We start from the raw sequence: 13,230 nt of genomic DNA on the forward strand, positions 1-13,230 counted from the left end.
TCTACAATTAGAGCGCCTTCATTTATTGCGAGCGGTTGTCGCTCGCCAGCTAATTTTAAAACTAAGTCAACAAGTTAAAATGCTGAATGGTACATAGTTAGGTATTCTTTAGCCGCATCTTCCCAACTAAAATCTTGCTGCATCGCATAAAGCTGAACACGCTTAATTTCAGATGGGTTTTGTGCGTAAAGCAGTAATGAACGATGTAACACAGCCAATAACGCTTGCGGTGTTGGCTCTTCAAAAGCAAACCCAGTCGCGACTTCAGGTTCCTCATCGTAATCATTCACACTGTCTTTTAAACCTCCCACAGAACGAACAATCGGCAAAGTACCGTAAGCCATGCTGTAGATTTGGTTTAAGCCACACGGTTCGAACTCCGAAGGCATTAAGAAGAAATCAGAGCCCGCTTCAACCAAGTGCGCAAGTTCATTATTGTACGCTTCCACGAACGAGAACTTATCTAAGTGAAGGGCTGATAGCTCTTTCAATTGACTCGCCAAAACCGGATCGCCAGTACCGACAATCACGATCTGAAGATCATTTTTCAAAAACTGTTCAATGATAGGCAGTAAGTAATGAACACCTTTTTGATTCGTCAAGCGACAAACCATGCCATAAACCGCGCAATCGGCAACGGGTAAACCTACATCTTGTTGCAGTTTTTGCTTACAAGCTGATTTTCCGCGAGCCATGCTGTGTTTGGTCGCTTTGTATTTACGAGGTAGGAAAGCATCAGTTTCCGGATTCCAAGCCCCGTAATCACACCCATTCAAAATGCCGAACAGATCAGCTGATCTGTGTTGGAATTCTGCAGCCATACCGTGGCTACCTAATTCCGTTTTCAACTCTTCTGCATAGGTAGGACTTACTGCGTTCACTTTATCCGCACACATCACTCCAGCTCTTAGCATAGTGACATGAGTGTCACTCACTGAAGCTTCAGGCGCATGGTAACTGTGCATCTCTGGCAGGAATTGAAGTTCATCGTATGCGAACACACCTTTGAAAACCGCATTGTGAATCGAGATAACACTGCGCGTATTTTCAAAGAAATCGTGTTGTTGATAACGCGATTTAAGCAAGAAAGGAACGAAACCAGTATGCCAGTCATTTGCATGAATGATATCCGGTTGAAAACCAAGCTTAGGAAGCATATCAAGACAGGCTGCACTAAAGAACGAGAAGCGCTCTCCGTTATCAGCATAAGCTTGATTGTTTTCTGCGTACATTTCCGAGCGGTCGAAATACTTGGCACATTCAATACCAAAAACTGGAACGCCTTCTACGCTCAGTGTTTTAACTTGATAAGCTGTATGAGGCCAATGATCGAGTTCAGTCGATAAAATAACTTCTGCTGAATCAATGTTTGGAATGTTTCTATATGCGGGGATAGTCACTCGAACGTCCTGTTCGAGTGTTTGCAACGCTTTCGGCAGTGCCTTGGCTACATCAGCCAAGCCACCACTTTTAATCAAGCCTTCAACTTCAGACGCTACAAAAAGTACCGAGAGAGTCTTAGTAACCAACTCGTGCTCCTTTAGAAATCACTACGACACCATCGTCAGATACGTGGTAATGCTTTTTGTCTTCTGTCAGATTTACACCAATCTGTGTACCCGGTGCGATATCTGCGTCTTTATCAATGATAACGCGGCGCAAGATACAACCCTCACCCACTTTTACATCACCGAGTAAGATGCTTTCGCTAATATCACACGCTGATGCGATATTGCTGCGGAAGCCCAGTACACTCTTTTCAATACGCGAACCACGTACATAACTACCGCTACACACAAGGCTATCAATGATCTGAATTCGACCATTTGCCGAATCAGTAAACGTAGCTGGTGGTAGTGGCGGGTAATAAGTGTGTAGAGGCCATTTACGGTTATATAGCGAGAATGGCGCATCTTTCTTAAGAAGGTCCATGTGGGCTTGCCAGTACGCGTCAATCGTACCTACATCGCGCCAGTAAACTTCTTCTTTCTCACCAGTAATACGGTTGGTGCTGAAATCATAAACAAACACGTCACCACGTGGGAACATGTTTGGAATAATGTCTTTGCCGAAATCGTGTGTCGAACCTTCTCTATCAGCATCTTCTGTTAGTTCAGCAAAAAGCTCTTTCGCTTCGAACACGTAGTTGCCCATTGAAACAAGCGCTGATTCTGGATCGCCCGGGATCGACTTCGGATTTGCAGGTTTCTCTTCAAAGCCAATCATACGGCCGTCAGCATCAACCTCAATAACACCGAATTCTGATGCTTCAGCAAGCGGCATGCGCAATGCTGATACTGTTAGAGCCGCTTTCTTCTCTTTATGGAAATCAAGCATCTGTTTGATGTCCATCTTATAGATATGGTCTGAACCAAAAATACATACTTGATCAGGTTCTTCCAACTCCATAAAGCCCATGTTTTGGTAGATAGCATCTGCTGTGCCTTCATACCAACGCTTTCCTTTACGCATTTGCGCAGGAATTGGGTCGATAAAACGGTCTGTTATACCACTGATATTCCAGCCTTTTTTCATATGGTGGAACAGTGACTGTGACTTAAATTGTGTTAATACGTAGATCTTCATTAGATCAGCATTAACGAAGTTGTTCAAAGCGAAATCAATTAAGCGGTAACTACCACCGAAAGGAACCGAGGGTTTGCTGCGAGATTCAGTTAAAGGTCTTAAGCGAGAGCCTTCACCACCAGCAAGAATCATTCCCAATACACCAGCCATTTTATTCTCCATATATCTATAGCTTGTCGATGTTAGTACTCGTAGAGGTATCTTCCTCTGGGGGATGAGCACCAACACTTATTTCGGTATTTAGCGAATATCCATTCACATACAGTGACAATATCCTAAGCCAAACGTTGTTATGTGTGCACTATTCTTTGCACTTGGTTTTATATACGTTATCGACTTTTCGGCCGAATTCAATTTTTAATACGCCATTCTGTGGTACGTAAGCTGATTGCTTTCCTAAGACTTAAAGCAGCTCACACTACACCGTCCAGACGAAACATTACATTAACACCCGACACACATCAGGTATACAACTAAACGCTGATCTGTGAGTTACAGTATTTTAATTAAGTTACATTCTCGTTAAAGTTGCATAAGAAGATGTGATTAATTGCCGTCATTTATTTCGCAGTCTGAATTTAATAAATTCCCGCCGACGAAACACCAAGTCAACAAGTTGCATAATTAGTCATATTGAGATCAAAAAAAAAGCAGCCATTAGGCTGCTTTTTCATCAATAACGTTCAGTTACTTCTCTTTCGGCTTTTTACGCTTATCCGTAACTTCCCACTTACCGTCGATGTACAACGCAGTCCAACCGGACGGTTTTCCATCTACTTCAGTACGAACGTAGTTTTCTTTAGTCTTACGACTAAAACGAACCACTGTCGGCTTACCATCAGGGTCAGCAACTGGCGCTGATGCTAGGTATTGGAACTTAGGTGAGATACGGTCTTTAAAACGAACCAGCTCTTCCACTAATGGCGCACGTGTTTCACGTGATTTAGGGAAGTTGCTTGCAGCCATAAATAGACCTGAAGCACCATCACGAAGAACAAAGTACGCGTCTGAATTTTCACATGGAAGTTCAGGAAAATGTACCGGGTCTTCTTTCGGTGGCGCAACTTCGCCATTTTTCAGAATCTTACGAGTGTTCTTACAATCGTCATTGGTACAATCCATGTATTTACCAAAACGACCGTTCTTCAGAACCATGTCAGAACCACACTTGTCACACTCAACAAGTGGACCATCGTAGCCTTTCACTTTAAATTCGCCGTGCTCAACCACATAACCTTCACAGTTCGGGTTGTTACCACATACGTGCATCTTACGCTTATCATCGATTAGATAAGCATCCATTGCCGTTTCACAAATAGGACAACGCTTTTTAGCTCGAAGTGCTGCTGTTTCAACGTCTTCTTCAAGCACGTTGATAATGCCTTCTTCATCGCCCAGGTTGATTGTTGTCTTACAACGCTCTTTTGGTGGAAGCGCATAACCAGAACAACCAAGGAATACGCCTGTCGAAGCAGTACGAATACCCATTTTACGGCTACAAGTCGGACACTCAATATCGGTTTCCACGATATGATTTGGCTTCATGCCACCAGCGTCTTCATCAAGATCCGCTTTTTCCAAATCGCCAGTGAAATCTTCAAAGAAGTTATCCAGCACGCCTTTCCAGCTTGCTTCTCCTTCTGCGATTTGGTCTAACTTCTGCTCCATACGAGCAGTGAAGTCGTAGTTCATTAGGTCGTTGAAGCTGCCGTCTAGACGGTCAGTAACAATTTCACCCATCTTCTCAGCATAGAAACGACGCTGTTCAACTTTTACATAACCACGATCTTGAATTGTCGAGATGATTGATGCGTATGTTGAAGGACGACCAATACCACGCTTCTCAAGCTCTTTAACTAGCGCTGCTTCAGTGAAACGAGCCGGTGGCTTAGTGAAGTGCTGCTTAGGGTCTAACGCGATCAGATCAAGCTTATCGCCGATCTGAACTGCTGGAAGGATCGTATCTTCGTTCTTACCCATTGGACGCTGAACACGAGTCCAACCATCAAATTTAAGAATACGACCTTTCGCTTTCAACGTGTACTCATCTGCTTTAACGCTTACTGTCGTTGAATCGTATTGAGCTGGCGTCATTTGACACGCAACGAATTGATTCCAAATTAGCGAGTAAAGCTTGTGTGCGTCTGCGTCTACGCCGTTTAGGTCTTCCGACTTAACATCTACACTTGAAGGACGAATCGCTTCGTGGGCCTCTTGAGCGCCCTCTTTGCTGCCGTATACAAGTGCTTTAGGTGGAAGGTATTGCGCGCCGTACTCAGAACCAATGTATTCACGAGCGGCTTCTACAGCTTCTGAACTCAAGTTGGTTGAGTCAGTACGCATATAAGTAATGTAACCCGCTTCATACAGGCGTTGAGCCAGCATCATGGTTTTCTTTACGCCATAACCAAGACGCGTACTCGCCGCTTGTTGCAGTGTCGACGTGATGTAAGGTGCAGACGGCTTACTCTTGGTTGGGCGGTCTTCACGTTTACATACTTCGTATTGCGCTTTTTCTAAAACGCTAACAGCAGCTTGTGTTTGCGCTTCGTTTTCAGGTTTAAACGCAACACCGTCTTTCTGCGCTACTTGCAGTCTAAAGTCGGTTTTCTCTGCAGTTTTAGTATCAGCATGCACATCCCAGAACTCTTCAGGGATAAAGGCGTTGATCTCGCGCTCACGCTCTACCAGTAGTTTTACCGCTACTGATTGAACACGGCCAGCGGACAAGCCTCGTGCTACTTTTTTCCAAAGCAGAGGTGACACCATAAAGCCAACAACACGGTCCATAAAACGTCGTGCTTGTTGTGCGTTTACGCCATCGATGTTTAGCTCACCTGGAGTTTCGAAAGCTTGTTGAATAGCATTCTTGGTGATTTCGTTAAAAACCACTCGCTTGTATCGCGTTTCATCACCACCGATGATCTCACGAAGGTGCCATGCGATAGCTTCTCCTTCGCGGTCCAAATCGGTTGCGAGATAAACATGATCTGCGTTCTCAGCCAGTTTTTGCAATTCAGCGACGACTTTCTCTTTACCAGGTAGGATTTGGTAGTTCGCTTCCCACTCTTTATATGGGTTGATACCCATCTTTTTGATAAGAGCTTTGCGGTCTTTTTCTTTCTTGATACGAGCTTTGTCTTCTGGGCTCATACCCTTGGTTGAAACTGCAGCAGCCTTTTGACCAGTACTTTGACCCGCCGTTGGTAAATCACGTACGTGACCTACACTCGACTTAACGACAAAGTCTTTGCCAAGATATTTATTGATAGTTTTAGCCTTGGCTGGCGACTCCACTATAACGAGCGATTTACCCATATTGACTCTAACGTCCTTAATCACGATGCTTCAGCACCAACAATTTAGCTTGTGGGCTTTTACGCATGATATTCTAAATTCATTGCTTCTTTTTTTACTATTGTGCGAGATTACTAGAAGATCAACCGCTTTTTTCAAAATTGGATCTGATCGCTCGACAATTCGACGACTCATAGATAAAAGGGTCACAATATAAAGAAGCTATAAAGTACTCACTAAGAATACTTGCAAGAGCCTATTCATCAGGCATTACGTCTAAACGGGCTCATACTAAGCTTGTCCGCGAATCTAACGCGAGCCCCATTCAATTATTTTTGCCGTAAATCACAAAATAAATTGTGGATGTTTGAAAAAACTCTCTTAATCGGTTGTGAAATCATTGAATTTCTAGTTCGACACCATAAACTCAACGTTATATTCAGTTATCAGAGATAAACTCATGACAAAGAAAGTAATAGCAGAATTTGATTTACTGCTTATCGCAAACCAAATTATCCAATCACATGATGACTACATTGAAGGCATGCGCGCAAACAGCGTAGTAGAAAAAGACGATGTACTCGTCTTCAAAGGTGAATACTTCTTAGACAGCAATGGAATGCCGACCGAGAATACAACCGCGGTATTTAACATGTTTAAATACTTAGCGCACCACCTTTCGAAAGAATTTACAATTCAGCAATAATTAAAAAGCTTGCCACTTAGGCAAGCTTTTTTGTTCCTAAACCTTTACATAATAAGCATTTTTATAGACTTAGCATTTTCAGCTTGTCGAAGTAATCAGGGAATGTCTTTGACGTACAACCTGGATCATTAATCGTCACAGGCGTATCGCTCAAGGCAACCAGCGAGAAACACATCGCCATACGGTGATCATCGTAAGTATCAATCGCCGCGTGAGTCAGTTCAGCCACAGGGTTAACAATGATGTAATCTTCACCCTCTTCCACTTCAGCGCCGACTTTACGTAGCTCTGTTGCCATTGCAGCCAAGCGGTCTGTCTCTTTCACACGCCAGTTGTAGACATTACGGATTGCCGTTGTGCCTTTCGCAAACAATGCGGTTGTCGCGATAGTCATCGCAGCATCTGGGATATGGTTATAGTCCATATCAATGCCTTTCAGCTCGCCACAACGAGAGATAACGTAGTCGTCACCCCATTCGATTTCTGCACCCATTTTCTCAAGCGCATCAGCGAATTGGATATCACCTTGGATACTGTTTTTACCAATACCAGTGACCTTAATCTCACCACCTTTTATAGCAGCGGCTGCAAGGAAATATGACGCAGATGATGCATCACCTTCAACCAAGAAATCACCCGGTGCCGAGTAAGATTGCCCGGTAGGAATCACAAACTCTTGGTAATCGTTATTGATCACGTCCACACCAAATTGCTTCATGATGTGCAGCGTAATATCGATGTAAGGTTTAGAAACCAATTCACCGTCAATTTTAATGGTCACTTCACCTTCAGCTAAGGGCGCAGCCATCAAAAATGCCGTCAAGAATTGACTAGAGATTGAACCGTCGATAGAAACCGTACCGCTCTTCAGACCTGTACCTGTGATCTTCAATGGTGGGTAGTTTTCGTTCTCTAAGTATTCAACGTCGGCACCGGCTTCTCGCAGTGCTGTTACTAAGTGGCCAATTGGGCGCTCTTTCATGCGCGGCTCACCAGTAAGAACGTATTCACCGCGACCTAAACATAGTGCAGCCGCCAACGGACGCATCGCCGTACCCGCGTTACCTAAGAAAAGCTCGAGGGCTTTGTCACTTGAAAATACACCACCAACACCTGTCACTTCACAAACGGTTTTGTCTGCAGACAACTGGTAATCAACACCTAACTGAGTCAATGCATTCAACATATGACGAATATCATCACTGTCTAGCAAGTTTGTTAGGCGAGTGGTTCCCGTAGAAAGTGCAGCCAAAAGAAGTGCACGGTTGGAAACGCTTTTTGAACCAGGTAGGTTAACTTCCCCGTTCACTTTTTGAATTGGTTGTAACGTAAGGCTTTCCATTAAATCTTATAGTCCTTGTACCACCCGAAGTCACTGGCGCGTATTTATTTTCGGGTGATGAATAATTCTTCGTACTTGCAGACTAACGAACTTTCCCAACGAACTCCAGAGCTAATCCCGCTCAAACCGATGATTAATTAGCCAATCAGTCGTATTTGCATACTAGTACACGATATCAACTCGAACACCATCTGAAAAATAGAGAATTCGTACATCATCGCCTCGGTTGAACAGCATCGAGTTATCGACATCTTGGATAATGTTAACCAACTTGTCGTCTTTGGTTTTGACCAATAACTCGACCAGTTTGTATTCTACTTTATATTGTGTGTTACCTCGGTTACGAGCAATACCCGCGCCCGCTACTGCACCGACAGCTGTCGCCACTTCTTTACCGGTGCCGCCGCCAAACTGATTACCAATCAAGCCACCAATCGCCGCACCTAACAAGGTTTCCCAACCATTCGCTTTCGACTCAACGATCTCTTGCTGAGTGATGTATCTGACCGTATCAATCTCACCATAAACCACCTCGTTTACTGGTCGAGCTTGGTTTCTGTTGTAAGCTGCATTTGCCAACATGGGCAAAACAAGTAAAATCCAAAGCAACTTCTTCATGGTAAAACTCCTAAAGACCTCTTGGTCAGTGATTAATCTGTAATGCGGTACTTATGACTATATACCTAACCGAACTTGATACTACCAGTATAGAGTTTCCTTCGCCTTTCGACGCGCTTGATGAACCCAACGGTCTGCTCGCCTTCGGTGGTGATTTATCACCAATGCGAATTTTAAACGCTTATAGCCAAGGTATATTTCCATGGTATGGCCCAGGTGAGCCTATACTTTGGTGGAGCCCTGCACCGCGAGCTGTATTTAATCCTAAGACATTCGAACCGTCAAAAAGTCTTAAAAAGTTTCAAAGAAAGCACAATTACCGAGTCAGCATCAACCAAGCGACGGACAGAGTAATTGGTTATTGCTCTTCACTAAGACCCGAAGAAGAAACCTGGCTAAACAGCGACATGCAGTCAGCCTACCGCAAACTCGCTTCATTAGGTTTCTGCCACTCGGTTGAGGTTTGGCAAGATGATGAACTGATCGGCGGACTTTACGGCTTACAAAGAGGCCAAGTCTTTTGCGGTGAATCGATGTTCAGCCTGAAGACTAATGCCTCTAAAATTGCGCTGTGGTACTTTTGTGAACACTTTACACAATTCGGCGGACAACTGATTGATTGCCAAGTCATGAACCCTCACTTGGAATCCTTAGGCGCTATCGAGGTTGATAGGGATGAATTCCTAGGTTCTCTGCAATTACTTAAAGAGTTCTCCGTTAACGATGCATGCTTTAAAACCCAATGGCTAAAGGAAATGCCTTAATGAATCCAGATTTACAACAAATCAGAATTGGATTAACAGACAATCACGCTTGCAGCTACTTACCTCACCTCGAAGAGAGAGTGGCAGTCACGCTTGACGAACACATGCACACCTCAGATAACTATGAAGTTCTGCTTGCGAATGGATTTCGCCGCAGTGGTTCAACTATTTATAAGCCACATTGCGATAATTGCTCAGCATGCCAAGCAATTCGTCTTTCAATTCCTGAGGTAAAGCTTTCCAAAAGCCAACGACGGATCCTGAACAAAGGGAAATCACTGCGTTGGGAACTGAAAGATGAGATGGATGGTAACTGGTTTGACTTATACAGTCGTTATATCACCGCTCGTCACCGTTCGGGAACCATGTACCCACCCAAGAAAGAAGAGTTTCTACAATTCTCTAAAAATGAGTGGCTTACTACAAAGTTCATGCACATCTATGATGAGAACAAGTTGGTTGGTATCGCCGTAACCGACATCATGGCTCACTGTACGAGCGCGTTTTATACCTTCTTCGATCCTGATATAGACATTTCGATGGGAACACTTGGCGTTCTATTTCAGATCCAACATGCCCAGAAAGAACAAAAACAATGGTTATATTTGGGTTATCAAATCGATGAATGCCCTGCGATGAACTATAAAGTACGATTTCAACGTCATCAAAGGCTAGTAAATCAGCGGTGGCAAGGGTAGAATACGCGACAACTTTACATATTTTGATTTTAACGGCACAATCAAGCCGTTGAAAACCGCCAAATTTCGAAAGAGGATTAGATGGCTAAAGAAGACGTAATCGAGATGCAAGGCACTGTCCTTGATACTCTACCAAACACAATGTTCCGTGTTGAGCTTGAAAACGGTCACGTAGTGACAGCACACATCTCTGGTAAAATGCGTAAGAACTACATCCGTATTCTTACTGGTGATAAAGTAACTGTTGAGATGACTCCATACGACCTTTCTAAAGGCCGCATCGTCTTCCGTGCTCGTTAATTTTTAATTAGCGAATACAATAAGAAGCGGAGCTTAAGGCTCCGTTTTTTATTGCCTGAACTTTTTACTGCACAAGCACATCAATCTCGCAGCTCGCAGCTCGCAAGCATAAAAAAACGCACAACCGAAGTCATGCGTTTTAAATTTAAGCCTTTGAATTATCAATCACTTCGTTAGTGCATAACCTCTTCTTTAGCACCAACATAGATGAAATCCAATTCGTCTTTTTTCAGGGATACTTTAACCGTACCGCCATCAACCAAGCTACCAAACAGTAACTCGTTAGCAAGTGGCTTCTTAAGCTTCTCTTGAATCACACGCCCCATTGGACGAGCACCCATGGTCTTGTCATAGCCTTTATCAGCTAACCAGTGACGAGCATCCTCAGAAACCTCTAAAGACACACCACGAGCGTCCAGTTGAACCTGAAGCTCAACAATGAACTTATCAACTACTTGGCTGATCACACTAGGGTCAAGGCTGTTGAACCAAATGATATTATCAAGACGGTTACGGAACTCAGGAGTAAATACCTTCTTGATTTCGCCCATCGCATCTGGCGCATGATCTTGTTGGATCAGGCCGATCGATTTCTTCTCGGTTTCAGCCACACCTGCGTTGGTCGTCATCACTAGAATCACATTGCGGAAGTCCGCTTTGCGACCATTGTTGTCAGTTAGCGTGCCGTTATCCATTACCTGCAGTAGCAAGTTAAAGATATCTGGGTGAGCTTTCTCGATTTCATCCAGTAACACAACGGAGTGCGGGTTCTTGATTACGGCATCCGTTAGCAAACCACCTTGATCGTAACCAACATAACCAGGAGGAGCACCGATCAAGCGGCTCACAGAGTGACGCTCACCGTACTCAGACATATCAAAGCGCAGAAGCTCAATACCCATCAACTTAGACAGCTGAACAGTCACCTCTGTTTTACCGACACCAGTAGGACCAGCAAACAAGAATGAACCAACAGGTTTATTGTCTGCACCTAATCCAGCACGGGTTAGCTTAATCGCTTCGCTCAATACATCGATTGCAGGGTCTTGTCCGAATACCAACATTTTCATGCGGTCATCCAGTTTCTGCAGCGTATCTTTGTCTGAAGACGATACTGACTTCTCAGGAATACGCGCCATTTTCGCAACCATTGACTCAATATCAGCCACGCTTACCGTTTTCTTACGACGGCTTGCAGGTGCCAAACGGCTACGAGCGCCCGCTTCATCGATTACGTCAATGGCCTTATCTGGAAGGTGACGTTCATTAATGTATTTAGCAGACAGCTCCACAGCGGCACGCAACGCTTTATTGGTGTAGCGCACTTCGTGGTGAGCTTCGTATTTTGGCTTCAAGCCAATCAGAATCTTGGTCGTATCGTCTAGCGATGGTTCAATAATATCGATTTTCTGGAAGCGACGAGCTAAAGCACGCTCCTTCTCAAAAATACTGCTGTACTCTTGGTACGTTGTTGAACCGATGCAACGTAATTTACCACTGCTTAGTAGTGGTTTAATTAAGTTTGCCGCATCAACCTGACCACCCGATGCAGCCCCGGCACCGATAATGGTGTGGATCTCATCGATGAACAGAATCGCGTCTTCTTCTTTCTCCAGTTGCTTAAGAATCGCTTTAAAACGTTTCTCAAAGTCACCACGATATTTGGTTCCGGCTAACAGTGAACCGATATCTAGAGAATAAATTACGCTGCTCTGAATGATTTCAGGCACTTGTCCTTCAACGATGCGCCATGCAAGACCTTCCGCGATGGCAGTTTTACCTACACCCGCTTCACCCACTAACAGAGGGTTGTTCTTACGACGACGACACAGAACTTGGATAGTGCGTTCTAGCTCTTTGTCACGACCGATTAGTGGGTCAATATTGCCCTGCTTTGCGACTTCGTTAAGGTTAGTAGCAAAATTTTCTAAACGGTCTTCAGAGTTAGCTTCTTCAGCATTTTCTGCACCACCAAATGAATCGGATGATGAAGGACTGTCGCCTTCGTTGCTCGCTTTGGTAATACCGTGTGAGATGAAGTTAACAATATCTAAGCGACTAATGTCGTTTTTCTTAAGAAGATATGCCGCGTGAGATTCTTGCTCACTAAAAATAGCCACAAGTACGTTAGCACCTGTTACTTCGCTGCGACCTGAAGATTGAACATGGAAAACAGCGCGTTGAAGTACTCGTTGGAAGCTCAACGTTGGCTGAGTTTCGCGAGTTTCGTCGCTTTCAGGGATAAGTGGGGTCGTTTGATCGATAAAAATATCGAGCTCATTGCGAAGAGCATCGAGATCAGCCTGACAAGCTTGGAGCGCTTCCTTGGCCGCATCATTTTCTAATAATGCTAGTAGGAGGTGTTCAACAGTCATGAATTCATGTCGCTTGTCTCGCGCACGAGCAAATGCGCCATTTAAACTCGTCTCTAATTCTTTATTTAGCATAAGTACCTCCTAAGGGAACAACAGTGTTGTTCGAGCAATTTATACTTGCTCCATTGTACATAGTAGCGGATGCTCATTTTCCTTTGAGTACATCGTGACCTGCGCTACCTTTGTTTCCGCTATTTCAGCACTGTATGTGCCGCATATAGCTTTACCTTCATAATGAACCTTGAGCATCACTTCCGTTGCTTTTTCGATATCTAGTGAGAAGAATCGCTCTAGGATCTCGATTACAAAGTCCATGGGCGTATAGTCATCGTTATTCAACACAACGTTATACATCGCCGGTGGCTTTACTTTTGTTGCTTCTTTCTCCAGTAAATCTGAGCCTGGAGATGCCCATTCAAAGTTTCTGCTCATATCGCTTTGCTAAGGGTTATTTTTCGGAAGTCGTGAGTGTTTACCTAACTCAAATTTACCACATTCACGCTTTACGGTGTACTAAGAAACTGCACCGAGAAACAGTACCAAA

General features: G+C 44.1%; 11 protein-coding genes. 4 read left to right on the top strand and 7 right to left on the bottom strand.

Annotated elements, in window-relative coordinates; translation table 11 throughout:
* Window positions 1-74 precede the first annotated feature (74 nt).
* From glgA to topA, 3 genes are all read right to left on the bottom strand, one after another.
* Complete coding sequence (gene glgA / locus OCV19_RS10460; RefSeq protein ID WP_065677237.1) at window positions 75-1,529, bottom strand: glycogen synthase GlgA; 1,455 nt, start codon at window positions 1,527-1,529, stop codon at window positions 75-77.
* On the bottom strand, window positions 1,519-2,748 hold the full coding sequence (gene glgC / locus OCV19_RS10465; protein WP_080582251.1) for a glucose-1-phosphate adenylyltransferase: 1,230 nt from the start codon (window positions 2,746-2,748) through the stop codon (window positions 1,519-1,521). Before glgC ends, glgA begins: the two co-directional genes overlap by 11 nt.
* Window positions 2,749-3,273: 525 nt before the next feature.
* Window positions 3,274-5,904 carry a type I DNA topoisomerase gene (topA, locus tag OCV19_RS10470; RefSeq protein WP_048612738.1) on the bottom strand — a complete coding sequence of 877 codons (2,631 nt, stop codon included), beginning with the start codon at window positions 5,902-5,904 and terminating at the stop codon, window positions 3,274-3,276.
* Window positions 5,905-6,343: 439 nt separating this feature from the next.
* Here topA and OCV19_RS10475 point away from each other — a divergent pair, with 439 nt between their 5' ends.
* On the top strand, window positions 6,344-6,589 hold the full coding sequence (locus tag OCV19_RS10475; RefSeq protein WP_017062104.1) for a YciN family protein: 246 nt from the start codon (window positions 6,344-6,346) through the stop codon (window positions 6,587-6,589).
* A 61-nt stretch (window positions 6,590-6,650) separates the two neighbouring features.
* On the opposite strand, the gene aroA is transcribed toward OCV19_RS10475, so the two are convergent.
* Complete coding sequence (aroA, locus tag OCV19_RS10480) at window positions 6,651-7,931, bottom strand: 3-phosphoshikimate 1-carboxyvinyltransferase (RefSeq protein ID WP_065677236.1); 1,281 nt, start codon at window positions 7,929-7,931, stop codon at window positions 6,651-6,653.
* A gap of 162 nt (window positions 7,932-8,093) precedes the next feature.
* Window positions 8,094-8,549 carry an outer membrane lipoprotein gene (locus OCV19_RS10485; protein WP_065677235.1) on the bottom strand — a complete coding sequence of 152 codons (456 nt, stop codon included), beginning with the start codon at window positions 8,547-8,549 and terminating at the stop codon, window positions 8,094-8,096.
* A gap of 53 nt (window positions 8,550-8,602) precedes the next feature.
* Here OCV19_RS10485 and aat point away from each other — a divergent pair, with 53 nt between their 5' ends.
* The 3 genes from aat (at window position 8,603) to infA (ending at window position 10,311) form a co-directional block, all read left to right on the top strand.
* Window positions 8,603-9,313, top strand: coding sequence for a leucyl/phenylalanyl-tRNA--protein transferase (aat, locus tag OCV19_RS10490; protein ID WP_048607327.1), 711 nt, complete (start codon window positions 8,603-8,605; stop codon window positions 9,311-9,313).
* Window positions 9,313-10,011 (top strand): arginyltransferase, encoded by a 699-nt coding sequence (locus tag OCV19_RS10495; RefSeq protein ID WP_065677234.1) that lies wholly within the window; start codon window positions 9,313-9,315, stop codon window positions 10,009-10,011. The genes aat and OCV19_RS10495 overlap by 1 nt, the downstream gene beginning before the upstream one ends.
* Window positions 10,012-10,092: 81 nt before the next feature.
* The gene (infA, locus tag OCV19_RS10500) at window positions 10,093-10,311 is read left to right on the top strand and encodes a translation initiation factor IF-1 (RefSeq protein WP_001040192.1); all 219 of its coding nucleotides are present in this window, start codon (window positions 10,093-10,095) and stop codon (window positions 10,309-10,311) included.
* Window positions 10,312-10,484: 173 nt separating this feature from the next.
* Here infA and clpA read toward each other — a convergent pair whose 3' ends face one another.
* Window positions 10,485-12,758: an ATP-dependent Clp protease ATP-binding subunit ClpA gene (gene clpA, locus OCV19_RS10505; RefSeq protein ID WP_048607331.1), complete on the bottom strand. Its 2,274-nt coding sequence runs from the start codon at window positions 12,756-12,758 to the stop codon at window positions 10,485-10,487.
* 39 nt (window positions 12,759-12,797) lie between these two features.
* Window positions 12,798-13,118 (bottom strand): ATP-dependent Clp protease adapter ClpS, encoded by a 321-nt coding sequence (gene clpS / locus OCV19_RS10510; protein ID WP_004737430.1) that lies wholly within the window; start codon window positions 13,116-13,118, stop codon window positions 12,798-12,800.
* Window positions 13,119-13,230 lie beyond the last annotated feature (112 nt).

Source organism: Vibrio celticus (genome assembly GCF_024347335.1).
Taxonomy (GTDB): Bacteria; Pseudomonadota; Gammaproteobacteria; order Enterobacterales; family Vibrionaceae; genus Vibrio; species Vibrio celticus.